25 protein-coding genes are annotated in these 23,736 nt (G+C 34.1%); 11 read left to right on the top strand and 14 right to left on the bottom strand.

Annotated elements, in window-relative coordinates:
• The first annotated feature begins 30 nt into the window (after positions 1–30).
• Both ACFOUY_RS00820 and ACFOUY_RS00825 read left to right on the top strand, forming a co-directional pair.
• Entirely contained in the window at positions 31–636 is a 606-nt protein-coding gene (locus ACFOUY_RS00820) for a hypothetical protein (protein ID WP_378958540.1), read from the top strand.
• Positions 636–1,004 carry a diacylglycerol kinase family protein gene (locus ACFOUY_RS00825; RefSeq protein WP_378958541.1) on the top strand — a complete coding sequence of 123 codons (369 nt, stop codon included), beginning with the start codon at positions 636–638 and terminating at the stop codon, positions 1,002–1,004. The genes ACFOUY_RS00820 and ACFOUY_RS00825 overlap by 1 nt, the downstream gene beginning before the upstream one ends.
• Here the strand turns inward: ACFOUY_RS00825 and ACFOUY_RS00830 are convergent.
• The 3 genes from ACFOUY_RS00830 to ACFOUY_RS00840 are packed head-to-tail and all read right to left on the bottom strand — an operon-like array spanning position 996 to position 2,669.
• Positions 996–1,553, bottom strand: coding sequence for a DUF922 domain-containing protein (locus ACFOUY_RS00830; RefSeq protein ID WP_378958542.1), 558 nt, complete (start codon positions 1,551–1,553; stop codon positions 996–998). The two genes, ACFOUY_RS00825 and ACFOUY_RS00830, sit on opposite strands and share 9 nt — an antisense overlap.
• A gap of 38 nt (positions 1,554–1,591) precedes the next feature.
• The gene (locus tag ACFOUY_RS00835; RefSeq protein ID WP_378958543.1) at positions 1,592–2,185 is read right to left on the bottom strand and encodes a hypothetical protein; all 594 of its coding nucleotides are present in this window, start codon (positions 2,183–2,185) and stop codon (positions 1,592–1,594) included.
• Positions 2,172–2,669 (bottom strand): RNA polymerase sigma factor, encoded by a 498-nt coding sequence (locus tag ACFOUY_RS00840; protein WP_378958544.1) that lies wholly within the window; start codon positions 2,667–2,669, stop codon positions 2,172–2,174. The genes ACFOUY_RS00835 and ACFOUY_RS00840 overlap by 14 nt, the downstream gene beginning before the upstream one ends.
• Before the next feature lie 161 nt (positions 2,670–2,830).
• Here ACFOUY_RS00840 and ACFOUY_RS00845 point away from each other — a divergent pair, with 161 nt between their 5' ends.
• The 6 genes from ACFOUY_RS00845 to ACFOUY_RS00870 all read left to right on the top strand — a co-directional run bounded on the left by ACFOUY_RS00845 (position 2,831) and on the right by ACFOUY_RS00870 (position 7,095).
• Positions 2,831–4,207 (top strand): dicarboxylate/amino acid:cation symporter, encoded by a 1,377-nt coding sequence (locus ACFOUY_RS00845; RefSeq protein WP_378958545.1) that lies wholly within the window; start codon positions 2,831–2,833, stop codon positions 4,205–4,207.
• A gap of 58 nt (positions 4,208–4,265) precedes the next feature.
• Positions 4,266–4,766, top strand: coding sequence for a hypothetical protein (locus ACFOUY_RS00850; protein WP_378958546.1), 501 nt, complete (start codon positions 4,266–4,268; stop codon positions 4,764–4,766).
• A gap of 590 nt (positions 4,767–5,356) precedes the next feature.
• A complete protein-coding gene (gene rplU / locus ACFOUY_RS00855) occupies positions 5,357–5,668 on the top strand; it encodes a 50S ribosomal protein L21 (protein ID WP_056090270.1) in 312 nt (103 codons plus the stop codon).
• Between the two features lie 52 nt (positions 5,669–5,720).
• A complete protein-coding gene (rpmA, locus tag ACFOUY_RS00860) occupies positions 5,721–6,131 on the top strand; it encodes a 50S ribosomal protein L27 (RefSeq protein ID WP_378958547.1) in 411 nt (136 codons plus the stop codon).
• Between the two features lie 143 nt (positions 6,132–6,274).
• Positions 6,275–6,490 (top strand): hypothetical protein, encoded by a 216-nt coding sequence (locus ACFOUY_RS00865; protein ID WP_378958548.1) that lies wholly within the window; start codon positions 6,275–6,277, stop codon positions 6,488–6,490.
• 140 nt (positions 6,491–6,630) lie between these two features.
• Positions 6,631–7,095, top strand: a complete 465-nt coding sequence (locus ACFOUY_RS00870; RefSeq protein ID WP_378958549.1) for a hypothetical protein — start codon at positions 6,631–6,633, stop codon at positions 7,093–7,095.
• 45 nt (positions 7,096–7,140) lie between these two features.
• On the opposite strand, the gene ACFOUY_RS00875 is transcribed toward ACFOUY_RS00870, so the two are convergent.
• The 6 genes from ACFOUY_RS00875 to ACFOUY_RS00900 all read right to left on the bottom strand — a co-directional run bounded on the left by ACFOUY_RS00875 (position 7,141) and on the right by ACFOUY_RS00900 (position 15,007).
• Positions 7,141–8,115, bottom strand: coding sequence for a polyprenyl synthetase family protein (locus ACFOUY_RS00875; protein ID WP_378958550.1), 975 nt, complete (start codon positions 8,113–8,115; stop codon positions 7,141–7,143).
• An 8-nt stretch (positions 8,116–8,123) separates the two neighbouring features.
• A complete protein-coding gene (locus ACFOUY_RS00880) occupies positions 8,124–9,326 on the bottom strand; it encodes a carboxypeptidase-like regulatory domain-containing protein (RefSeq protein ID WP_378958551.1) in 1,203 nt (400 codons plus the stop codon).
• A 7-nt stretch (positions 9,327–9,333) separates the two neighbouring features.
• The gene (rnr, locus tag ACFOUY_RS00885; RefSeq protein ID WP_378958552.1) at positions 9,334–11,463 is read right to left on the bottom strand and encodes a ribonuclease R; all 2,130 of its coding nucleotides are present in this window, start codon (positions 11,461–11,463) and stop codon (positions 9,334–9,336) included.
• A 94-nt stretch (positions 11,464–11,557) separates the two neighbouring features.
• Entirely contained in the window at positions 11,558–12,610 is a 1,053-nt protein-coding gene (locus ACFOUY_RS00890; protein ID WP_378958553.1) for a sialidase family protein, read from the bottom strand.
• A complete protein-coding gene (locus ACFOUY_RS00895) occupies positions 12,591–14,294 on the bottom strand; it encodes an ABC transporter ATP-binding protein (protein ID WP_378958554.1) in 1,704 nt (567 codons plus the stop codon). The genes ACFOUY_RS00890 and ACFOUY_RS00895 overlap by 20 nt, the downstream gene beginning before the upstream one ends.
• A complete protein-coding gene (locus tag ACFOUY_RS00900; protein WP_378958555.1) occupies positions 14,294–15,007 on the bottom strand; it encodes a 3'-5' exonuclease in 714 nt (237 codons plus the stop codon). The genes ACFOUY_RS00895 and ACFOUY_RS00900 overlap by 1 nt, the downstream gene beginning before the upstream one ends.
• Before the next feature lie 79 nt (positions 15,008–15,086).
• On the opposite strand from ACFOUY_RS00900, the gene ACFOUY_RS00905 reads away from it, so the two are divergent.
• A complete protein-coding gene (locus tag ACFOUY_RS00905; RefSeq protein ID WP_378958556.1) occupies positions 15,087–15,584 on the top strand; it encodes a DUF1579 domain-containing protein in 498 nt (165 codons plus the stop codon).
• A 124-nt stretch (positions 15,585–15,708) separates the two neighbouring features.
• A complete protein-coding gene (locus ACFOUY_RS00910) occupies positions 15,709–16,917 on the top strand; it encodes an MFS transporter (protein ID WP_378958557.1) in 1,209 nt (402 codons plus the stop codon).
• 46 nt (positions 16,918–16,963) lie between these two features.
• Here the strand turns inward: ACFOUY_RS00910 and ACFOUY_RS00915 are convergent, their stop codons facing one another.
• A complete protein-coding gene (locus ACFOUY_RS00915; protein ID WP_378958558.1) occupies positions 16,964–17,863 on the bottom strand; it encodes a DUF72 domain-containing protein in 900 nt (299 codons plus the stop codon).
• 153 nt (positions 17,864–18,016) lie between these two features.
• Complete coding sequence (locus ACFOUY_RS00920; protein ID WP_378958559.1) at positions 18,017–19,405, bottom strand: arginine decarboxylase; 1,389 nt, start codon at positions 19,403–19,405, stop codon at positions 18,017–18,019.
• A gap of 390 nt (positions 19,406–19,795) precedes the next feature.
• Here ACFOUY_RS00920 and ACFOUY_RS00925 point away from each other — a divergent pair, with 390 nt between their 5' ends.
• Positions 19,796–20,029 carry a hypothetical protein gene (locus ACFOUY_RS00925; protein ID WP_378958560.1) on the top strand — a complete coding sequence of 78 codons (234 nt, stop codon included), beginning with the start codon at positions 19,796–19,798 and terminating at the stop codon, positions 20,027–20,029.
• A 531-nt stretch (positions 20,030–20,560) separates the two neighbouring features.
• On the opposite strand, the gene ACFOUY_RS00930 is transcribed toward ACFOUY_RS00925, so the two are convergent.
• The 3 genes from ACFOUY_RS00930 to ACFOUY_RS00940 form a co-directional block, all read right to left on the bottom strand.
• Positions 20,561–21,139: a PhnA domain-containing protein gene (locus tag ACFOUY_RS00930; RefSeq protein WP_378958561.1), complete on the bottom strand. Its 579-nt coding sequence runs from the start codon at positions 21,137–21,139 to the stop codon at positions 20,561–20,563.
• A 33-nt stretch (positions 21,140–21,172) separates the two neighbouring features.
• The gene (gene ctlX, locus ACFOUY_RS00935; protein WP_378958562.1) at positions 21,173–22,087 is read right to left on the bottom strand and encodes a citrulline utilization hydrolase CtlX; all 915 of its coding nucleotides are present in this window, start codon (positions 22,085–22,087) and stop codon (positions 21,173–21,175) included.
• 165 nt (positions 22,088–22,252) lie between these two features.
• Positions 22,253–23,704, bottom strand: a complete 1,452-nt coding sequence (locus ACFOUY_RS00940; protein WP_378958563.1) for an arginine deiminase family protein — start codon at positions 23,702–23,704, stop codon at positions 22,253–22,255.
• Positions 23,705–23,736: the final 32 nt, after the last annotated feature.

Genomic DNA, 23,736 nt, shown 5'->3' on the forward strand with positions numbered 1-23,736 from the left:
TTGGTAAAACATAAAAATGTCCCAGATAAAATGAAAATAAGAAACTATACTTTACAGCATCTTTTGCTTTTAGCAGGGATGCTGTTTTGTTTTGCCTGCACCGAAGCCGAGCCACCGAAAGAAGTAAAAATAGAAAACAATAAAACGGAAAAGAATCCATTTAGGTTTTACAAAGATATTGAGGTAAAACCAGGCTTGAATTTTGAAATTGTGAGCTGGGGTAAGGGAGTTGATTCGATCGGAGGTTATCAAATTTTAATGTCAGATTCGGTTAAAAGTAATTTCAAATCTGTAGCAGTAGAAAGAAAGGGGATTATTACTGATGTTTGGAACATGGATTTAGATAATGATGGAAATCCTGAATTGTATGTTCAGCTTTTAAGCAATAAAAATGTATTGGATTTAAATGTATTTGAATATGCTGGAGGAAATTTCAATAAAATAGGTTTCCCGTCATTAAGCTCAAATCAAAAGAAGGGTTATAATGGAGAAGACAACTTTTTTATTAAGAATGGCGATTTATTCCGTTCCTTTCCCGTTAAAAATGAAGCTGATTCTACTAAAAAGATATTAAAAACATATCAATATAGGTTAAATGGCAATAGCTTTTCTACAAACGAGATTAAACCTGAATAATGGAAGGTAAAAAATTTTCAATCCTGGATAGAATTAAGAGTTTTAAATATGCTTTTGAAGGATTAAAGTTTTTTTTTGTGAATGAACATAATGGAAGAGTTCATTTTGGAGCTGCATTTTTTGCAATTGGGTTATCTTTTTACTTAAAAATATCGAATTTAGAATGGATAGCCATTATTTCAGTAATTGCTGTAGTTTTTACTGCTGAAATATTTAATTCTGCCATAGAAAAACTTGCAGATGCAGTTACCTTAGAAATTAATCCTCAAATAAAAATAATTAAAGATTTAGCCGCTGGAGCAGTATTGGTTACTGCTGTTTTGGCTGCTCTGGTTGGAGGTATAATTTTCTTGCCTAAATTATTTTGATGCAGAAGCGGCCTTAGATTCTACCATTTTATCGCTTATAATTTTATCCCAACGGTCTTGCATTTTATGGTTGCTACCATGCTCGGTTTCTTCGTCATAATTTTTCTGCATCGTATCAAAGTAATTGCTTATTTGATTTGCCAAATCTGAAATTTGGGCCTTATAGTTTTTTACAGAATAGGTACGGTTTTTAAGAACCCGGTCTGCTTCCATCAATAAAATGTATTGTATGTTCACGTGGCCTTGTTCGTGGTGCAAAAGGTTTTGTCTCGCTTCCTCCGATTTAACCTTATCGAGTTTAACCCACGATCGATTTTTATCAATACTCACTTCATTTTGTAATTTTATCTCAACCCGATTGCGGTAAATAGTAGAGCCATAGCTATACTTCCAGGTCATTGCAGTAAGGGCGTAATAGGGAGAGTTATTATCTGGTTTTCCTTTAAAATGTATATTCCAATCTAACTGAACAGGTTCTGTGAAATCCTGCTTAAATGATGCAAGAGGAAAGATCAATAGAAATAAAAAAAGGCAAAGCAAGTTTTTCATAGACAAAAGCTATTGAAAAAACCGTGCCTAAATTAATCTTATTCGGAGATTTGCCCGCTTATGCGCTCAAATTTTTCTATCAATAACGAAATTCTTTCTTTCTCCCGTTTTATAACTGCCTTTCTTAAAATTGTAGAGCAAAATAACATCCATAAAAAAGTTAGGGCAATTGCAGTAAATCTTAGGGTTACGCTTAAATGTGCCAATACTTCTACAAAATAAAATATCAATCCTAAAGATAAAGCAACTACATAAAACCAATAAAGCGAATTGTATAATTTATAGCGGTTTAATTGATAGGTTTTTAAATTGCTTAAATACTCTTTTGGATGAACAGTAAAGTCTGTTTTTGAAATTAATCTATAATCGCGGTAAAGAATTAAAGTATAGACGCCAATTGCGATAATGGTAATGCTAATACCCACATGAGTGGTCCATGACTCGAAATGGAAAAATATCCATAGTGCAGCAATAATTATAAATGAAGCAAGCATACCTAGTATGTTTAAAGCCGATTTTAACTTTAATCCATTCACTTCTTTCTTCACCTGTTGCAACATTTCATCAGCAGAAACTTTAACTTCTACCTCGTGCTTTTGCCACAACTCCTGTATTTGATCAAACGCTTGCATACTGGCTATATAGTTCTGTTAATTTTTGTTTAATACGGTGGATTTTTACTCTCAAATTGCCCTCACTAATTCCTGAAATATCTGCAATTTCGTGGTATGGTAATTCATCCAAAACCATTGTAATAATTAAACGATCGTTTTCTTCGAGTTTAGAAATGCAGGTGTATAGTAAAGCAACCTGCTCATTCTTTTCCGAAAACTCTTCAATTTTATTTTCTATTATATTATCTGTTAACTCATCTTTTGCCTGTCTTTTTTCTGAACGTAAATAAGTTAAACAGGTATTTACGGCAATTCTATATATCCAGGTTGAGATAAGAGATTTGTTTCTGAATTTATCGAGATTTTGCCAAACTTTTAAAAACGTTTCCTGTAAAAGATCATTTGCTGCATCAGTATCGCCAGTATAACCGTAACATAAATGGAATATTTTTTTGGAATTCGAATCGAAGATCTCCTTAAATAACTTGTCTTTTTGTTCCATTTAATGGGTTGTGATTACGTTTTAGATGTTTAGTTGTGTTTTTTGTTACAGCGAAAATCAAAATTAGATTAATTTTTCATTGCACAAAAAATCAAAATTTGTTACAAGCGGTAAATATCGTAGTTTTACCAAATTAACAGAGCCACAAACTTATATTATTCATGAAGAAAAACAAACTCACGCTATTTATTTTTATTGCGCTGATTGCAGGGATTGCTTTAGGCTACATTTTAAACGTTAATTCAATCGATGTTTATAATCAAAATATACTTAATGCTGATGCAAAAGTTAAAAGTATAGAGGTAAGTATTGTAAAATCTACAGATACTACAACCGCTCAGTTTATACAACTTAAAGCAGACAAAAAACTAAATGTTAAAATCAAAAAAGAAAACGAAGAAATTCGTGAAAAGAAATTAGAGTATTTTACTTTACTAAGCGATATTTTCCTTCGACTAATCAAAATGATTGTTGCACCGTTGGTATTTACAACTTTGGTTGTTGGCGTTGCAAAGGTAGGAGATATAAAGGCTGTTGGTAGAATTGGTGGTAAAACACTTGGATGGTTTATGGCCATGTCGTTAATGTCGCTGGTTTTAGGTTTAATTTTAGTTAATGTTTTTGAGCCTGGAAAGCACATGAAATTATCACTTCCAGATCATCTAGTTAATACAGGCATTCAAAAGGCATCAATGAGTGTAAAAGACTTTATAGCACATGTTTTCCCGAAGAGTATTGCCGAATCTATGGCAAATAATGAGATTCTTCAAATTGTGGTATTTTCTTTATTCTTTGGTGTTGCAACAGCTGCAATTGGAGACTTAGGAAAGGTTGTAATTAAAGCTTTCGATGCAATAGCACACGTTATTTTAAAAATGACTGGTTACGTAATGAATTTTGCTCCGTTAGCAGTTTTTGGAGCCATGACTGCAATCATTGCGAAACAAGGCTTGTCGGTTTTAAATACTTATGCCATTTTTATTGGCGAATTTTATCTCGGTTTAGCCATTCTTTGGGCCGTATTGATTTTCTTAGGATTCCTGATTCTTAAAAAGCGAATATTCAGACTTGTAAATGATATGAAAGAACCTGCTTTGCTAGCTTTTAGTACAGCTAGTAGCGAAGCTGCATATCCTAAAACCATGATGCTTTTAGAGCGTTTTGGCTGTAAAGATAAAATTGTAAGTTTCGTTTTACCACTTGGTTATTCATTTAATTTAGATGGTTCGATGATGTACATGACATTTGCTTCGCTATTTATTGCACAGGCTTATGGTATTCATTTAGGCTTTGAGCAACAAATATCCATGCTTTTAATTTTAATGCTTACCAGTAAAGGCATTGCAGGCGTACCAAGAGCATCTTTAGTAGTAATTGCAGGTACTATTGCAAGTTTTAATATTCCTGAAGCAGGTTTGGCTTTACTAATCGGTATCGACCCCTTGTTAGATATGGGGCGTTCTGCAACCAATGTGGTAGGTAATAGTATTGCAACAGCTGTAGTTAGTAAATGGGAAGGCGAATTAAAAGACGCATAGTGTGTATTTCTGATCATTTTAATCATTCAAAATTCAATCATTAAATAATTAATAAGTCGTGTCAAGTAGAGGAAAAAAGATATTCTTAGCGCTCACCATCATCGTTCCGATGATAATTTATTGTTATATTTATTACAAGCCAATCATTCAGAATGCACCATTCCGTAAAAAAGATTTTGTATCCATGGATTATAAATGGGGGATAAAAGACCCATTAGAAAATCAATATAATTCGGCTGATAGTATTTATCAATATGTAAACAGTCGGGATTCAATAATCCGTAAAAAGGTGCCTCTAAGTAAAGATGACATTCTTTATATCCACAGCAAGGCTAATGAATTAGGTCTTTGGAATTTCCCGGATACAATTGGCACGAAGAGTTCAAAATCGTTGACAGTTCCACGTTACGATATGTTTTTCAAGTATAAAGAAAAATCTAAACATGTTGTTGTTTATGGCGATTTTGATGGAAATCCAAAACTTTTAGATGCTGCCATGCAGATGAGAAAGATAATAGAAGAAACATTAAATTTAGCAGAGAAAAGAAGCGGTAAGTAACACTCATTTTCTGTTTTTAAAAGCTTTAATGAAATGCTGATAATCGGCATTTTATTAAAGCTTTTTTGTTTTAAGATATGCTGTAAAAACTGGAGCTACACTTTAATATAATCTTGATAATCAGATATATTTTATTTGTTTGGAAAAGAACGCTCAGTAATTATTTGGGTTAATCAGTCTCGCTTTCACTTCAACAAAAGCAGAACAAGCTTTTTGCTTTCGCTACAATCGGGTTTAATTATAAAGGTTTGCTGGGTAGGGAATCGTAAATGTTAAATTTGCTGGGCGCTAACGCTATTTATTTCACTAAACTGCATTATTTAAACCTGATGGAAATGGAAAGCCCGGAGCGTAGCGAGGACTTGAAATGTACAGCAGGACAGGAGTATGCTAAGAATAACCGAACTTTGCTTTTCTAATTTTAATTGGAAATTCATGGTGAAAGCTAATTAGCCTATTGGGGTATCTTCTAAAATAATGGCTTGATAGATTTTAGTTTAAATTATTTTTAATATGTGTTTGTGTGTTAATAGTATTTGTTCTATATTTGCACCTCGTTAAATAAAAATTATAAAACTAATATTTAAACAATGTACGCAATAGTAAATATAGCAGGACAGCAATTTAAAGTTGCTAAAGACCAGCACCTTTTTGTACACAGATTGCAAGGAGATGAAGGCGCTAGTATTGAATTTGATAATGTATTGTTGGTTGATAATGGTGGTGCAATCACTGTAGGGGCTCCTGCAGTTAAAGGTGCTAAAGTTTCAGCAACTATCGTATCTCATTTAAAAGGTGATAAAGTAATCATTTTCCACAAAAAACGTAGAAAAGGTTACAAAAAGAAAAACGGTCACCGCCAGTTTTTCACTAAGATTCAGATTTCTGACATCACTCTATAATTAATTGTTAACCCAATAATTCACTATTTAGTGAGTTACAAAATATAAAATCATGGCACACAAAAAAGGAGCCGGTAGTTCGAAAAACGGACGTGAATCGCATAGTAAGCGTTTAGGTATTAAAGTTTTCGGTGGTCAATTAGCTATCGCAGGTAACATTTTAGTACGTCAACGTGGTACAAAACATCACCCTGATAAAGGTGTTGGTATTGGTAGAGATCATACTTTATTTGCTTTAGTTGATGGTACTGTAGTTTTCAGAAAAAAAGCTGATAACAAATCTTACGTTTCCATTCTTCCTATTACAGAAGCTGAAATTGAGGCAGCAGTTGCGAAAGCACCTAAAGCTAAAAAAGAAGCTGCAGCTGTAGAGGTAGTTGCAGAAGCACCAGCTAAAAAAGCGCCTGCTAAAAAAGCAGTTAAAAAAGACGAAGCTACTGAAGAAGCTGCAGCTGCAGAATAATTAGTATGTAACTTATATTAAAAGCCATTCTGATTTTTCAGAATGGCTTTTTTGCGTTTAATAATATTTAACAAAGTTAAAAGTCTGTTAAATAACACTTTTTAACAACTCCTCGCGATAAATTAGCACAAAAATATATCGCAATGAATTTTAAAATAAGCAGTCTTATTGTACTGGTTCTAGCTTTGATAAGCCTCTCTCTAAAAGCACAAGATGTTGAGGAGAATATTCGAATGACAAAGCCTTTTAAAGCAGATGGAATATCTAATGAATGGGATGAACCGCTTAACCAATATAATGATGCAACTAAGCTCGCTTTTGCTTTAGCTAACGATGATAAAACCTTTATATCATTATAGAATCTTTAGACCCGCAAACTACTTTTAGTATTTTACATGGAGGCATTACTTTAAATATAAATACTCAGGGCAAAAAGAAGGATGGCATTAAGTTAACTTTTCCTTTAATAGAGAGACCGATTATATCAAAAGATGTTGAAATGCAGCGCAATGGAGATAAGAATCTAACAGAATTTGGGAATGATAATAACATGCAGAATCCGGCTTCTATGAGTAAAAGCATTATGATTTCAGGTTTTAAAAATATTAAAGATGGAGACTTACCTGTTTTAAATGAGTATGGTATAGAAACGGGTATGAGTATTCATCCTAACAGAGATATGATTTATGAATTAAGCATCCCATTAACTCGGTTAGAAGTAAATTTAGATATGAAGCAGCCATTGGTTTATAATATAAAAATTAACCAACCAGCTAAACCTGATTTTAAAAAAGGTAGTAGACCAGAAGGATCAGGTAGAGCTGGAGGAAAAGGTGGAATGGGCATGGGTGGTGGTCGCGGTGGTATGAGAGGTGGTAGACAAAGACCACAAGGAGGGAGCAGCGATAGAATCGAATCTAAAAATGCTGATTTTTGGATTAAATATAAACTTGCAAAATCTTAATCCAAAAATCAATAAATAAAGCTGCTTTAATTTTAAGTTGGCTTTTTAATATTGCCTTGCCATTAATTGGCTGGTTAAATCTAAAATATTAGCTTTTGCTTCATCGCTAACATTTATCTGCTTCATGAGGTTTAAAGCCTTATTTAAATAAGCATTCATTGTTTCTTTTGCAATATTTCTGATGTTTAGCGCATCATAAACTTGAGTAACAGCTTCAACTTTCTCATTTACTGCAAATTCTTTAAGTTTTATCAAGCTATTTAGTAACTCCAGATTTTTACCTTCAGCAAGTTCTAAAGCTTTTAATAAAAGAAATGTTTTTTTGTTAGCGATAATATCGCCGCCCACCTGCTTACCAAATTTTTCTGGGTCGGCATAAACATCTAAAATATCATCTTGCAATTGAAACGCAATACCAATATTTTCTCCAAACTGATAAATTAAATCTGCGTCTTTTTCTGAAGCTTCTCCTATAATTGCGCCCAATTTTAAAGCTCCGCCAAGTAAAACGGCAGTTTTTAACCTAATCATGTCAATGTATTCGTCAATACTTACATCGTTACGCTCTTCAAATTCCATATCAAGCTGCTGGCCTTCACAAACGCCTTGAGCCGTAGCATTGAAAGTATCTAGTACATCTTTTAGGAAAACAGGATTTACTTTTGCAAGATTTTTGTTGGCTTCAACCATCATTACATCGCCGCTTAAAATGGCCGTATTGGTACTCCATTTTTCGTGAACAGTTGCTTTGCCTCTACGTAAAGGCGCATTGTCCATAATGTCGTCGTGTACGAGTGTAAAGTTGTGAAAAACCTCTATCGCCATAGCCGCATTAATAGAATGATTAGCGTCCTTCCCAAATAGTTCTGTTGCCATTAATACCAATAATGGGCGAACTCTTTTACCGCCAAGATTAATGATATAGGTTATAGGGTCGTAAAGTTGTTTAGGGTTTTCGGGAAACTTTAAGTTTTTGATTGCTGTTTCTAAAACTTCTTGTAATTGTAATATGCTAGACATTATTTATTTTAAGGATTAATCATTGTGCCGAAGGCATTCTGACCTTCCATCATCTTACTGAATTTATCTTCGAGTGATGTTTGCTTAACGATTGGATTATTTCGCCAAAAATCGGCATTATATTTTATAGATTCTACAATATTTTTGTCTTTAGTATCTCTTTTTACGCTTTGAAAACTTTCGTTCTTTAAAGAATCATCTTCCTGATAAACGGTTAATAAAGAACTTACAATGGCGCTTAAATCAGAGGAACGCATTCTATCCATATAATTTACAGATAGATACATTTTGGTTGAAATGCTTTCCAAAACGCTAACGCTATCTGATGTACTTTTAAAAGTTGCAATTGTTTTTACTATTGGAGGGTATTTAAAATTAGAGCCGTTACTTAAATTCATCGGCAGATTTAATATATTATTTTCTAACCGATAGATTTTTAAGTCTTCTGTGCCAACATAATACGTAGAATTTGTGTAGAATTGTTTTTTGCCAGCCTTTTTAATTTTGCAGGTAATTACCGCAATATCCTGGTCGGCCTGTTCGATATATCGTTCTACCTCAATTGTATATTTATCGAGTGTTTTTGTAGTAATAAAAGTTCCGGAATTGGGTTGTATTAAATATCCGCTCGATCCAAATGTAAAATACGACTGATTACTTAAATCAAATGCAATTTGATTTTTGCTCTCGGCAAATCTGGTTTGTTTAGCAATCCAACCAGTAGTACGGGTAACATTCCATTTAATGTCATAAAAGATTTCATGGATTTTTGTTGGGTTGTTGTTAACCGACGTTAATTGCCTGTAAAAAACTTTCAAATAATGATTCTCATCTTTGTACTTTGCTGCTTTTTCTAAAGCATTTTTTAAAATTCTTTTACCTAAATATGGATCTATTTTAACTTCTGATAAATTTATAGAAGCCTGTTTCAGCTTCACCACAAAATTATCAGATAGGCTTTTAACATCGGTTTCGCTTATCAAATAACTAACATGACTCAACTTTAGTTTTACTGGAAGATTTGAAGCCTTAATGGTAAAATCGCCATTTTCGTTTGTAATTGAAGTTGTTTGCGTACCAACAATCATTAACGATACAAATGGAATAGCTTCGCCAGTTGTTTCATCAACAACTTTTCCTTGTATAATAGTTTGGGCAAAACTTTTAATTCCTAAAGAGGCAAAAAAAAGAAACAGCAAGAGCTTTTTCATTTTATAGCTAAGATATTAATGAAAAATCTATCTGGCGTTTAGCTAAATCTACTTTTTTCACTCTAATCATAACTTCATCACCCAATTGGTATTTTTTCTTTTTTCGTTGACCAATTATGCAATAGTTTTTCTCATCGAGAACGTAAAAATCATCAGAAATATCGCGTAAGCGAATCATACCTTCGCATTTATTTTCCTCGATTTCTACATACATTCCCCATTCTGTAACACCAGATATAATGCCTTTATAATCTTCGCCGATATTATTTTCGAGGTATTCTGCCTGTTTGTATTTTATTGATGCACGCTCAGCTTCAGCTGCTCGTTTTTCCATTGCAGAAGAGTGTGCGCTGGCAACTTCGTAAAATTCTGCATCTGCAGATTTTCCACCGTCTAAATAAGTTTGTAATAAGCGATGTGCCATTACATCGGGATAACGGCGAATTGGTGAGGTGAAATGTGTGTAGTATTCAAAAGCTAAACCATAATGACTGGTTTTCTTTGTCGTGTAAATGGCTTTTGCCATAGAGCGAATGGCTAAAGAAGTTAATATGTTTTGTTCTTTTTTGCCCTCAACATCGGCCATTAAATGGTTTAAAGATTTAGCAATTTCCTTATCAGATTTTGTATTTATTTTATAACCAAACCTTGAAGCAAATGTTGCAAAAGTGTTCAAAGTTTCCATGTTAGGCGAGTCGTGAACCCGATATACAAATGTTAACTTCTTTTCGCCTTTTTGTTTTTTAGCTACAAATTCAGCCACTTTTCGGTTGGCCAAAAGCATATAATCTTCGATAAGTTTATGCGCATCTTTGCGCTCTTTTACATAAACGCCAATTGGTTTTCCATTTTCATCAAGTTTAAATTTAACCTCAGTGCTTTCGAAACTGATTGCGCCATTTTTAAACTTTCTATCTCTAAGGATATAAGCCAATTCGTTAAGTTTTAAGATTTCGGTCGCGTAATCGCCAGCTTTATTTTCGATAACTTCTTGAGCTTCTTCGTAGCTGAATCTTCTGTCAGAATGGATAACTGTTCTTCCGAACCATTCGCTAACAATATTTGCATGTTCATCGAGTTCGAAAACTGCAGCAAAGCAAAGTTTATCTTCATGCGGACGAAGAGAACAAACGCCATTACTCAATCTTTCTGGTAACATTGGGATAACTCTATCAACCAGATAAACAGAAGTTGCCCTGCTGTAAGCTTCTTTATCTAAGTCGGTTCCCTGAATTACATAATGTGAAACATCGGCAATGTGAACACCAATTTCATGGTTTCCATTGGGTAGTTTTTGATAAGAAATTGCATCATCAAAATCCTTTGCATCAGCAGGGTCGATTGTAAAAGTTAAAACGCTTCTAAAATCTTTACGTTTAGAAATTTCATCAGCAGAAATTTCTTCTGGAATTGCGTTTGCTTCTTTTTCTACCTGAGGAGGGAAAGATAAAGGGAAACCATATTGCGCTAAAATCGCATTCATTTCCGTGTTATTTTCGCCCTGGTCGCCTAAAACGTGTTTAACTGTTCCTATCGGATTTTTAGCACCTTCTGGCCAATCGGTTAAGCTAACTAAAACCCTTTGCCCGTTTTTTGCTCCTAAAATATCATCTAATGGAACAAAAATATCATGAAGCATTTTTTTATCATCAGCGATAACAAACGCAAATCTATCAGATATTTTAATTACGCCTGTGAAATCAGATTTTGCCCGTTTAATAATTTCTACAACTTCGCCATCGTTTTTACGTCCATTTTTTTTGGCAAAAACATAAGCTTTAACGGTATCGCCATGAAGCGCATTCCTTAGTTTTCTTGGGGCAACAAATATGTCTTTTTCAAATTCATCTTCTGGTACAATGTACGCAGAGCCATCAGCTGTCATATCTACACGGCCAATTATGAAGTTTTGAAGTTCTTTAAGTTTAAATTTTCCTTTTTCTGGCTCCAGATAAATGCCAGCACCTTTGCCTTCTTTTAAAACTTCAAGAATGGTTTCTCTCGATTCTTGGTCGTTAAGGTTTAATTTGGCAGAAACCTGCTTGTAATTAAGTGGCTGATTACTGTTTTTTTCAAATATATCACTAACCAGTTGATTCAGAACTAATTTTATGTTTGCAGATTTTTTCTTTGCCATATGCTAAAATGTATTTATCCGAAGATACAGAAAAGATGCAAAAAAGGCGGTTATTAGATGTAAAATGTCAGATTGATGATGTTAAATTAATTAACTACTCGAGTTGTAAATGCACATATTTTATTTTTTTTCTTCGCGATGTATAACTTAAATGAATCGTTCCATCTTTACCTTGTATAATTGCAGGGTAGCTGTATTCTCCTGTTGGATGTTCTTCTAAAGTATAAATGTTCGTCCAGTTTTCGCCATCATTTGAAATGGCTAATTTCAAGATAGAACGACCTTCCCACCAGTTTTTGCCAGACGCTAAAGGATTGTAGATTAATAATTGCCTGCCATCTTTTAAAGTAACTGCATCGCTTCCCGAATTTGGATTTGGTAATTTAGTAGGCTTAAGCTTAGACCAGGTTTCTCCATTATCCATCGACCAGCTTTCTATAATTACATTTTGTCTGCTTCTGCATAAAAGCTGAAGTTTTCCATTTGGATAGGTTAAAATTGAAGGTTGTATTACGCCAAATGTATCGCAATCGATATTAATTTTCTTCCAGTTTTTAGCTAAAGCATCAGTTTTTTCAATGTGGATATTCCATTTTTTTTCATCTAAACTTTCGGTGCTCGATGGATATAGGATATTACCGTTGCTTAACTGAACTGGTTTGTTTTTGATTGGGCCTAAAAATCCATCAGGAAGTTTAATTGCTGCCGACCAGGTTTTGCCATTATTATTTGATGTTTTATATTCTGCCCACCAGTTTCTTGGATTTTGCCCAACTTTATAATGAAGATAAAGTGTTCCATTTTTTGCTTTAAACAAAACGGGGTTCCAACATGGATAACTAAGGCTTTCATTCTGAACTCCATTTGCAATTTTTACAGGTTTACTCCAGTTACCATTTTTATTAGTTGAAGACCAAATGGAAACATCATTACTACCTTCATAATTGCCAGCAAACCAAGCACTCATAATTGTTTTATTATCAATTTGAACCAATGTGGAAGCGTGGCAAGCTTCGAAAGGTGCATTTTCAAAAATATATGCTGAAGAGATAATCTGTACTGGATTTTTTTGCGCTTTGGCTTGGAATGAAACAACGGAAAGGAAAGCAAAAATGAATGTGAAATTTTTAATTCCCGGGAATGGCATCGATTAATTTTTTTGTGTAAGCAGCTTTTGGTGCGTAAAATATTTCTTCAGGAAAACCTTCTTCTTCAATTTTACCCTTATTCATTACCATAATACGGTCTGAAATGTGTTTTACCACGGTTAAATCATGAGAGATAAAAATATAGGTTAGACCAAATTCTTTTTGTAAATCTTTAATTAAGTTTAAAACCTGTGCTTGTACCGATACATCCAATGCAGATACAGATTCATCACAAATAATAAATTTAGGTTCGAGGGCTAATGCACGGGCAATAACCACACGCTGACGTTGACCGCCACTAAATTCGTGAGGATAACGGTTGTAATGTTCATCTTTTAACCCGACCTTATTAAGCAATTCTAAAACTTTTGCCTTTCGTTCTTTATCGTTTTTAAATAAATTGTGGACTTGAAGTGGTTCTAAAATAGACTGGCCAATTGTTAATTTTGGGTTCAGAGAGGCGTATGGATCTTGAAAGATAATCTGAATATCTTTCCTTAGTTTTCGCATTTCTGCTTTGCCAACATGCGTAATGTCTTTTCCTCCAAAAATTATATTCCCAGAGGTAGGTTGAATTAATCTTAAAATACTTCGGCCTAAAGTTGTTTTGCCACAGCCCGATTCCCCAACTAAGCCTAAAGTTTCACCAGGGAAAACTTCAAAATTAATCTTTTCAACAGCTTTAACATATTCTTTTACTTTTGAAAAGAAACCATTGTTAATTGGATACCAGGTTGATAAATTTTCAATTTTTAGTAAGGGTTTTTGTTTGTATAAAGTTGCTCTTCTTAATTGTATTTCGGCTTCTGTTAATTGATTTGAAGCATTTAAATGTGCTTTTGCATCTTCAACATCGCCAGTTAAAAAATCAGCAACTACTGGTAATCTTTTAAGTTGTAATGCAGGTGAGGGGCGGCAAGCCAATAAACCTTTTGTATATGGATGCTGTGGATTATTGAAGATTGATTTTGAAGGCCCTTGTTCTACAATTTCTCCTTTATACATTACCGCAACTTCATCAGCAATTTCATTTACAACACCCAAATCATGTGAAATAAAAATCATTGCCATATCTCGTTCTTCTTTAAGTTTTAAAAGAAGTTGAAGTATAGTTTTTTGTACCGTAACGTCTAATGCGGTTGTAGGTTCATCGGCAATTAAGAGTTTCGGGTTGCAACTTAAAGCCATTGCAATCATTACCCGTTGTTTTTGTCCGCCAGAAATTTGATGCGGATAACTCTCGAAAATTTTTTCAGGTCGTGGTAACTGAACTTCGTTAAAGAGTTCTATTGTATGTTTTTTAGCTGCAGCTTTGTCTACATTTCTGTGTAGCATTATAGCTTCTGCAACCTGCTCTCCACAAGTAAAAACTGGGTTTAAAGATGTCATCGGCTCCTGGAAAATCATCGAAATCTGGTTTCCTCTGATTTGACGGATTTCATTTGAACTTAGATTTAGCAAGCTAATGTCTTCAAAATCTATTTCGCCAGTTATTTTAGCTGTTTTTTCATCATGCAAACGCATAATAGAAAATGATGTAACCGATTTACCCGAACCAGATTCTCCCACAATTCCTAAAACGGTTCCTTTTTTAACGTTAAAACTGATTGTTTTTACAGCTTTAAACCAGGTTTTTTCATCTTGATTGTAGAAATCGATATTTAAATTTTCAACGTTTAGCATCAGGCTACAATTGTAATGTTTTCTTCCGGAATTATTTCCATTCCTTTAAACTTTAATAAAACCTGAGCCGTTGTAATTACATCTTTCTGGCAATAGGTAACTATCCTCGGTAAATTCCTTTCTTCGTAATAAACCTGTCTAACCATGCTGCCATCTATGTCATCTTTTGGTGTTGGAACATTTAAAATTGCAGCTAATAGATTTAAAGAGGTATAATGTTTATAATCACCAAATTTCCACATTTCCATGGTGTCAAGATGGTTCACTTCCCAAGGTTTTTTGCCAGAAATATTGAGCTGAGAGGGTATTTCCAGCCCATTAACCAAAAATCTTCTGCAAAGATAAGGGTAATCGAACTCCTTACCGTTATGCGCACAAAACAGTAATGTAGGTGCTTGTTTGCTTAATAAATCAGAAAAATCTTTCAATATTTTATTTTCATCCTCGCCGTAAATTGATTTTATACGTAAATATTGAATGTTGTTTTGTGTATTAAAAACACCTAAACTTATACAGATGATTTGGCCAAACTCTGCAAGTATTCCAGCTTTTTCATAAAAATCATCAGGACTCTCGTCTGATTTTCTTTGGTACCTGGTTTTCTGCTCCCATAAGTCCTGTAAATGAGGAGGAACATCATCATAAGAAGGATATTGAGGTACAGTTTCTATATCGATTACCATTACCTGATTTAGATCTAATGTTTTTAGCATAAAACAAGATAACGATTTATTAATTATCAAAAAATAGTGATGAATTTTAAAACTGATATAATATTCTTTAAGTTTGATTATGGCAAAAAGTAAATTTGAATTATCGCTGGAAAAAGGTCCTCATAAATTATTGGCCGGTTTGGTTGGTAAATGGCAAGGAGAAACCAAAACCTGGTTTGAAAAAGATGTGCTTGCTGATGAATCACCAATGAGTGGAACAATTAGCACTATCTTAGGAAGCAGATTTATATCTTATGATTATGAAGGCAGTTTGGACGGGCAAGCTTTCGAAGGTAAGATGATTATCGGATTTGATATTCCTTACCAGAAATTCTCTGCAAGCTGGATTGATAGTTTCCACATGGGTACACAAATTATGCTTTCCTCTGGTGAATTTACTGAAAATGGTTTTTCGATATTAGGCTCTTATGGTAGCCCAGAATATAGCGACCAACCTTGGGGTTGGAGAACTGAATTGGAGGTTTTAAGCGATAATGAAATTATATTTTCTGCTTACAACATTTCGCCAGAAGGAGAAGAAGCAAAAGCCACTGAAACAATTTATAAAAGAATTTAAGCTTTAATTTATGCTTGTCTTAGTGTTTTATTTACACTAAGTGTTTTCTGAAAGTCAAACTACGACTTAAACTGATTCTATTGCATTATTTTCTATTAATTTGCGGATGAAATAGTAAATTAATATGCAATCTGACTCTAGAAATTCTGCCGTTTCTAATCTAAACTTAAAAATTATAAGTTATGTGGCCTTTACATTTTTGGGCTATTTTACTATTGGACTTACATTAGCTGTATTGCCCGAATATTTGCATGGCAATTTAGCTTTCAGTACAATGATTGCTGGAGCAGTTATCAGTATTCAATATATTGCTACCTTTCTTTTTCGTGGTTTTGGAGGTAAAATAGTAGATAAAAGAGGGCCAAAACCTGCAGTAATGATGAGTATGGCTGGTTTCGTAATAAGTGGAATTTTATTGCTCTTTGTTGCATTTTTAAAAGATTATCGCTTGTTAAGTTTATGCCTGCTGATAATTATGCGTTTGGTAACAGGTTTTTCTGAAGGATTGGTAGGAGCGAGTCCAATTAATTGGGCAATTTTTAAAGTTGGCAGTCAACACACTGCAAAAGCAATTAGTTACAATGGAATTGGTAATTATGGTGCATTAGCAGCTGGAGCGCCTCTTGGTGTTATCATCAATAATACATTTGGTCTCGGTTATATTGGGGCAATTATAATTCTTATAGGTTTAGGCGGTTTGTTATATGCTAAAAGCAAAAGCAATATCATTGGCACAAGTAAAGAATCTCCACAATCATTTTTAAATGTGCTTAAAAAAGTTACACCCTATGGCCTTTGCTTGGCAGCTGGAGGAATTGGTTTTGGTGCCATTTCTACTTTTATTACTTTGTACTATAATTCTCAACATTGGACAGGTGCAGTTTTGTGTCTCTCTCTGTTTAGTATAATGTTTGTTCTTGGTCGATTAATTTTTGCAAATGCAATTAACCAATATGGTGGAATGAAAACTGCAATCGCCTGTTTATCTTTGGAAGTTGTTGGCTTAGTTATTATAGCAATGGCAATAAATCCAACTTTTACGCTTATTGGTGCAGGTATTGCAGGTTTAGGTTTTTCATTGGTTTTTCCTGCGTTAGGTGTAGAAGCTGTTCGTTTAATTCCAGCATCTAGTCAGGGTTCTGCATTAGGAAATTACGGTTTGTTTATCGACCTTTCACTAGGGATTACAGGACCGCTACTTGGTGCTATATCTACAGGATTTGGCATGAATTACATTTTTCCTTTTAGTCTTTGCGTAGTACTTTCTGGATTGATTTTAGCTACTTCTATTCAATATAGAAGACAAAAGTCAGGGCTACAAATGACTGAATAGTAAAGAAATCTCACAGAACAGAGCTGCAAGATTTCAATTTATAATTTTAGAATAATGTTGGTGCAATTGATCCGTTAGCCATTACAGGGATTTTTAAATCAGTGCCAATGGCTTTATTTAATTTTTCTGTAAAGTAGGCTGAAAATAGTGGTGATGATAATTCTACATTTTGGTGAACAAAGAAGTATAGGTTTTCAAGCCCTTGTTTTTTCCATTCAACAATTCTTTCAATCCAATCATCTAAGCGTTTTTTGTCAATTTCATCAACGTTTGCACCCACGAATCGTATAAAAGCTGTGGGTGTTGTTAATCGCATGTGTAGCATATCTCTTCGCCCGGCAGTATCTACAATAATATTTGCTATTCCATTATCTTCAAATAATTTAGCGAATTCTTGGGCGATGGTTGCATCTGAAAACCATTCTGCATTTCTTACTTCAGCACCTAAGGGTATAACCTTTGGAAATTCATTAGCCACAACTTTAAGCCTTTCAAAATCCTTTGGCTTAAAATTATCATGTAACTGAAGAAAAGCCATTCCTAATTTATCTTCAAAGTTGCTAATTGCATCGCAAAACTGTTCAACAGGTTCTTTAACATTAATCAATCTTTTAAAGTGACTAACGGTGTTTGTTAATTTGGGAAAGAATTTAAAATTAGCAGGTGTTTTTTGAGTCCAGGTAATTACTTGCTCGCTACTTGGCATACCATAGAATGTTGCGTTAAGCTCAATCGAATTAAACTGTGTAGAATAATAAGTTAATTCATCCTTTGTTCCTTTAGGATAAAAGCCTTTTAAATCGGCTTTGTTCCACTTTGCACAGCCCACAAATGCATGGAAATTTTGCTTTGACTTGTTTGCTTTTAAAATTGATGCGGTTTCAGGAGCATCAGCAGGAAGTGTAAAATCTATAATGGATGGGTCTTCTACTTTACCGAATTGCATATTGTGTTGTGGGTTAAGGGCTGTAAGTTACAAGATATTTAGAGGTTTCTAAAATTATGAGTACCATAAAAAAATCTCGAAGAATATTTTCATCGAGATTTTTTCTAAAATTATGTATTTCTTTTAATCCGTAACATTTAACAGGCAACTAGTTTAATAACCTAGAATCTTCAACACCTGCTTACTATTTTGTTCTTCTCCAAAAACTTCAAAATTGAAACTTTCATCACGGTTTCTGCGAATTAAAACGTGTTTCGGACTCGGTAATAAACAATGATGAATACCACCATAGCCACTTAAAACCTCCTGGTAAGCACCTGTGTGGAAGAAACCTAAATACTGTACCTTACGTGTTTTCGGCATAAATACGCTGTTCATGTGCGCTTCCTGGTTGTAGTAATCCTGTCCATCGCAGGTTATACCGCCTAAATTAACACGCTCATATTCAGCATCCCAATTGTTTATGGGTAATAAGATATATTTTTGGTTTAATGCCCAAACATCTGGTAAGTTCGTAATGAAAGAACCATCTAGCATTAACCAGCGTTCACGGTCGTTTTGTTGCTTACGGCCTAAAACTTTATATAAAATACCCGAAGCTTCAGCAACTGTATACTTACCAAATTCAGTAATAATATCTGGTTCCATTACATCATGGATTGCACAAATTTCTTTAATCCTTTTTACAATTTCGTTTACCATATACTCGTAATCGAAATCGAAAACTAATGAATCTTTAAATGGCATTCCACCACCAATATCCAAAGTATCTAAATCAGGATTAATTTTTTTGAATTTGCAATAAAGCGTTACATATTTCTCTAACTCATTCCAGTAATACGGCGAATCGGTAATACCAGAGTTGATAAAAAAGTGTAATAATTTAACTCGGAAATTAGGATTATGAACAATTTTATTGTTGTAGAACTCGATTATATCTTCCATACGAACGCCTAAACGCGAAGTATAGAATTGAGAATCTGGTTGCTCTTCAGCCGCAATACGTATACCTAAATTACAAGGTGTATCAATATCAACCTCATCATCAAAAAGGTTAAATTCCTCTTTGTTATCCAAAACCGGAATGATGTTTTTATAACCATCGTGCAACATATCGATAATATATTGCTTGTATTGATAGGTTTTAAAGCCATTACAAATAATGGTGGTGTCTTTAGTTAAATGACCTTTTTTCTCCAAAGCATCAACCATTGGCATATCAAAAGCCGAAGAAGTCTCCAGGTGAATGTTATTCTTCAAAGCCTCTTCAACAATATGGCGGAAATGCGAACTTTTTGTACAATAACAATATTTGTAATCGCCACGATAATTGTTCTTTAAAATGGCAGTTTGGAAAAGAATCTTCGCTTGTTGAATCTTCTTACTTACCATTGGTAAGTACGTGAAACGTAGGGGAGTACCGTAAGTTTCTATCATTTCCATCAGGTTTAAATCCTGAAAATATAATTCATCATCTATAACATCAAAGCCTTCTTGTGGAAAGCCAACGCTTAGATCGAGAAATTCTGAGTAACTCTGCATTTACTTTTAAATAATTTTTGCAAAAATGTAATTTTAAATCGATAATTAATCGGTATTGAAAATATTTTTACTGTAGATAAACGCTTTATTTTAACGCAAAATAATTCTGCTACCATTTTCTATTTGTAGATTAGGTATTTGTGTTTAGCTAATTGTTCAATTTTTCGTTATTTTAACTAGGTTTTCCCACACAAATTATCTAATTATAAAGCGTAATCTGGTAATCCATTCGTTTTTTTTAAAATTCTGTTAAAAATAATTAGAAAAGCAGTTCCTGTTTCAATCGGTTACTTTTAAAAATAATTAACTTTTTTTAAAGTAATTCTAAGGTTCGATCGTCTACATATAAAACCTTAACAAAATCATCCAGGAACGCAAAAAAGCCCTATTATGATATCGATATTTAAAACAAATATTCAAACAGGAGTTGAATTAAATAAAATTGCCCAACATTTAAACAAGCTGCTTTCTGATGCAACCTGGAGTATAGATCTGGGAGACTCAGATAAAATTTTAAGAATAGATTCGAGTGTAGATAAAATCGGTGATGCGGTTTCGCTATTAACTAAGTTTGGTTACGATTGCGAAAACTTGCAGAATTTTTATGCGCCACCAGTTTGGTAGTATTAGATAGTGTCATGTTGAGCTTGTCGAAACACTTTTGATAATTAATGTTCTTCGACAAGCTACTATTGACATTACATAAACAGATGTTTTAAACCATGTAAGGCATCTGAGAAATCTAAGCTGATCCATTGTCTGTGTCTTCACAGAACATCATCATTCATTCACTTAGTTTACTTACTGTTGGCGTCATTTATATTGATTTTTATGAAATAAATTAACCTACCATTGACGTTACGTCATGCTCAACTTGATTGGGCATCCCAATGCTTTCGCAGGCATATATAATGTTTCCTTTCTAGCGCTTTACGATTCCCATTTTCACGAGAATGACGTAAGGATTCGACAAGCTACTATTGACATTACATAAACAGATGTTTTAAACCATGTAAGGCATCTGAGAAATCTAAGCTTCCCCATTGTCTGTGTCTTCACAGAACATCATCATTCATTCACTTAGTTTACCTACTGTTGGCATCATTTATATTGATTTTTATGAAATAAATTAACCTTCAGAATGACAATCGAAAGTTACCCTTTCCTTAGGTACTTCGTTAATATTACGATCGTTTGTCCTTCAACTTTACCTTCAATTTGCTCGGTATTATCATGCACCAAGCGAATATTTTTTACAACAGTACCTAATTTGGCACTCAAAGTAGAGCCTTTAACATCTAAAGTTTTAATCAGTACAACAGTATCGCCTTCATACAAACGTGTGCCGTTACTGTCCTGATGAAATTCTACCATTCCATCAGATTCATGGTCGCCAGTTTTTTTAGCCCATTCTAAATTATCATCATCCAGATACAAAATTTCTAAACTATCAGCTGCCCAACCTTCGTTTCTTAATCTGCTTAACATTCTCCAGGCCACAACCTGCACAGGTGCAAATTCTGACCACATGGCTTCAGTTAATACTTTCCAATGTGTAGCATCCAATTGTTCTGTTTTTTCAATCTGGTCTAAACAAGTCTTACAAACTAAAATACTATTCTCCGCATTTGCATTGCTCGTTGGTGGAACTTCATAAACAGATAAATTATTTTCTGCTGTGCATAATTCACATTTATTTCCTGAACGTGTTTGTAGTTGTTGTGCTAATGACATATTGATATTAGATTTTCGGCGAAAGTACTAAAACTAATCCTTTACAGGTAAATGTATTTCTGCAAGCATGCATCTTGCGCTACCACCACCATTTTTTTCTATTGTATAAATAGGTGCATAAATAATTCTGCTATATTTCTCCAGTTGAGCAATCTGTTCTGCGTTTAATGATAAATAGGCCTGCTCAGACATGACTAACAAGCTTTCGCCTTTGGTATTAGTAACCTGCAGCATATTTCCAGCAAAACGGTTCATTTGCTCTAAGGAAATTTCAATAATTTCTTTGCCGCTATCAATTAAAGATATGGCAACTTTTTCCTTTTCTTCTACATCAGGAATAGAATCCATGCAGATAACGGCAAATTTATCGCCAATGCACATCATCACATTCGTATGGTAAATTGGAAATATTGAACCATCAACAGCTTGAAAAGAAATCGGATTGTAACCACTTAACATACAGAAATTATTCAAAACTTCTTCATCTGTGCGAACACTTAAGCAGGCATAAGCAATTTTGTTAATTCTATCTAAAACCATGCTTCCAGTGCCCTCTAAAAAAGCAACTTGGTTTTCATAAAAACTAATATCAGTTATGTGGTTAACTTCAAATTTCTCTTTTAAACCTTCTATAATTTCACTTCTACGTTCTTGCCTCCGATTTTCGGAAAACATTGGATACAAATAAACAGAGCCATCATCGTGAAATGAAACCCAGTTATTCGGGAAAATAGAGTCGGGAGTTTCTGGTTGCAAAGTATCATCCACAACCGTTACATCAACTTCGTTTTTTCTTAATAAGGCAACAAAACCGTCGAATTCTTCGAGCGCCAGTTTTTGTACATTAGTCTCGTTCGATGCAACTTGAAATTTATTATTGCCAGCGGTTTGCTCGTTGAATTTAAAATCAACCGGGCGTATCATTAAAATATGGTTGGTGGTTTGCATTTTAGTATCGAGTATTTAAGTATCAAGTATCAAGATTGGGCGATTAAGATTGCTTTCAGTCTTTTAGTTTTCTTAGCCGTGGTTAGTGTCTCCACGAACCACAATTTTAGAGGCGATAGCTTTTATCTTTAGTCTTTTATCTTTATTCTTTCCGCTTTAGTTCTTTTAGCTTTTCAAATCGTCTCTAAATATCGGTAAACTCATGCAATGAAAACCTCCACGTGCACGAGACAGCTCTGCAGATGGCATTAAAACTAACGTATCTGTTATTGTTTCTACGTCAGCTTTTCCGCTTTCTAAATCCTGAATTAAATCTTTAACATCAACCACATTAAAGCCAGCAGCTTTAAAAGCCTCAACGGTTTTGTCGTTTCTATCATAACCTAAAACAACTCCTTCTTTAATGGCTAAAAGATTACAAGAATCTGTCCATTGTTCTCTCGAATCATAAGGGAAAGTATTGTTTCCGCTATAGATGATTTTAGTCGGTTCAGTGCTTTTTAAATCGTTTTGACTGATATCATTAAGCAAAGCCTCCACATGTTCGAAATGTTTGGGTGCCTGTGGATTGGCTTTAGTAAATTGAATAGCGGTTGTAGCCTCCAGTTTTTCTGGTTCTTTTAAAAAATTAATTGGCTCGTAAGGATTGTATTTTGGTGAATGCGCAATTGAATTTAAAATTACCCAGGTGTTGCGTTTAACTTGGGTGAAAACAGTATCCAGGTGCATATAATCTCTTTTATTTGGGATTTTAACCACGGTAACTTTTTCCACCACATCGTTATCGAACAACAATTTAATGGCTTCATTTGCACCATGCTCTGAAGTTCTTTCGCTGCAACCAATTAATACGTGGTTCGGACTTACCATCATTACATCGCCACCTTCTAAAGTGGTGCTAAATGCAGGTTCATCGCCCGGGCGAAGGAAATGCATAGTTACATCTGGGATTTCCAGCACATTTTTTTGGTAATCTGCAAATAGGGGATGATTGAAGAAAATATAACGCATTAAAAGTGTTTCGCGAACGCGGGCTTTTTTTGCAGGTTTGTTTAATAAAATGTGGTTATTAATAGTTGTACCAACATCTCGAGTAAAAATTAAGTTCGGGATTGGTGCAAAAATCATGGTGTCGTTAGCTAAGGTTCCGGAGATGAAAATTTCGGCCAATTCCTTAGGGTCGGTATTGGTTAATTCTATTTGCACTTTATATGTACAACCCTCAATTGCACAAACTGCGGCAACTAATTTCTTGCGGATAGATTCATTTTCCAGCATTTCGCTTAATAGATTTTGAATTTCTATAACTGATGTTGAATTGTGAAAATCAGGGTGATTTGGTTTATAGAAATTACGATTTCCTTCTTCCGAATCGATTTGAGCAAGTTTTCCTTTAATCTTTTCAGGGTCGAGGAAATACATTAGTAGTTTTATATAATAATCGTATTCGCCCTTGCGGATGGTATCTAAATGCACAATATCTTCGAAAAGCCAGTCTTGTGCTTTAGAAGGTACAACTTTGCCCAAACCACTATCGGGACTATGGATTAACAATTTACGTAATCTGCCGATTTCGGTTTTTACGTTAACTCTAAAATTTGAATTTTGCTCGCTCATAAAATAAGTTAGTTATTGCAAATCTATCAGAA

The organism is Pedobacter jamesrossensis (assembly GCF_042650905.1).
GTDB classification, from domain to species: domain Bacteria; phylum Bacteroidota; class Bacteroidia; order Sphingobacteriales; family Sphingobacteriaceae; genus Pedobacter; species Pedobacter jamesrossensis.

Coding starts and splice junctions, on each gene's coding strand:
- ACFOUY_RS00820 (WP_378958540.1), top strand. CDS start 31: ATGAAAATAAGAAACTATACTTTACAGCATCTTTTGCTTTTAGCAGGG.
- ACFOUY_RS00825 (WP_378958541.1), top strand. CDS start 636: ATGGAAGGTAAAAAATTTTCAATCCTGGATAGAATTAAGAGTTTTAAA.
- ACFOUY_RS00830 (WP_378958542.1), bottom strand. CDS start 1,553: ATGAAAAACTTGCTTTGCCTTTTTTTATTTCTATTGATCTTTCCTCTT.
- ACFOUY_RS00835 (WP_378958543.1), bottom strand. CDS start 2,185: ATGCAAGCGTTTGATCAAATACAGGAGTTGTGGCAAAAGCACGAGGTA.
- ACFOUY_RS00840 (WP_378958544.1), bottom strand. CDS start 2,669: ATGGAACAAAAAGACAAGTTATTTAAGGAGATCTTCGATTCGAATTCC.
- ACFOUY_RS00845 (WP_378958545.1), top strand. CDS start 2,831: ATGAAGAAAAACAAACTCACGCTATTTATTTTTATTGCGCTGATTGCA.
- rplU (WP_056090270.1), top strand. CDS start 5,357: ATGTACGCAATAGTAAATATAGCAGGACAGCAATTTAAAGTTGCTAAA.
- rpmA (WP_378958547.1), top strand. CDS start 5,721: ATGGCACACAAAAAAGGAGCCGGTAGTTCGAAAAACGGACGTGAATCG.
- ACFOUY_RS00865 (WP_378958548.1), top strand. CDS start 6,275: ATGAATTTTAAAATAAGCAGTCTTATTGTACTGGTTCTAGCTTTGATA.
- ACFOUY_RS00870 (WP_378958549.1), top strand. CDS start 6,631: ATGCAGCGCAATGGAGATAAGAATCTAACAGAATTTGGGAATGATAAT.
- ACFOUY_RS00875 (WP_378958550.1), bottom strand. CDS start 8,115: ATGTCTAGCATATTACAATTACAAGAAGTTTTAGAAACAGCAATCAAA.
- ACFOUY_RS00880 (WP_378958551.1), bottom strand. CDS start 9,326: ATGAAAAAGCTCTTGCTGTTTCTTTTTTTTGCCTCTTTAGGAATTAAA.
- rnr (WP_378958552.1), bottom strand. CDS start 11,463: ATGGCAAAGAAAAAATCTGCAAACATAAAATTAGTTCTGAATCAACTG.
- ACFOUY_RS00890 (WP_378958553.1), bottom strand. CDS start 12,610: ATGCCATTCCCGGGAATTAAAAATTTCACATTCATTTTTGCTTTCCTT.
- ACFOUY_RS00895 (WP_378958554.1), bottom strand. CDS start 14,294: ATGCTAAACGTTGAAAATTTAAATATCGATTTCTACAATCAAGATGAA.
- ACFOUY_RS00900 (WP_378958555.1), bottom strand. CDS start 15,007: ATGCTAAAAACATTAGATCTAAATCAGGTAATGGTAATCGATATAGAA.
- ACFOUY_RS00905 (WP_378958556.1), top strand. CDS start 15,087: ATGGCAAAAAGTAAATTTGAATTATCGCTGGAAAAAGGTCCTCATAAA.
- ACFOUY_RS00910 (WP_378958557.1), top strand. CDS start 15,709: ATGCAATCTGACTCTAGAAATTCTGCCGTTTCTAATCTAAACTTAAAA.
- ACFOUY_RS00915 (WP_378958558.1), bottom strand. CDS start 17,863: ATGCAATTCGGTAAAGTAGAAGACCCATCCATTATAGATTTTACACTT.
- ACFOUY_RS00920 (WP_378958559.1), bottom strand. CDS start 19,405: ATGCAGAGTTACTCAGAATTTCTCGATCTAAGCGTTGGCTTTCCACAA.
- ACFOUY_RS00925 (WP_378958560.1), top strand. CDS start 19,796: ATGATATCGATATTTAAAACAAATATTCAAACAGGAGTTGAATTAAAT.
- ACFOUY_RS00930 (WP_378958561.1), bottom strand. CDS start 21,139: ATGTCATTAGCACAACAACTACAAACACGTTCAGGAAATAAATGTGAA.
- ctlX (WP_378958562.1), bottom strand. CDS start 22,087: ATGCAAACCACCAACCATATTTTAATGATACGCCCGGTTGATTTTAAA.
- ACFOUY_RS00940 (WP_378958563.1), bottom strand. CDS start 23,704: ATGAGCGAGCAAAATTCAAATTTTAGAGTTAACGTAAAAACCGAAATC.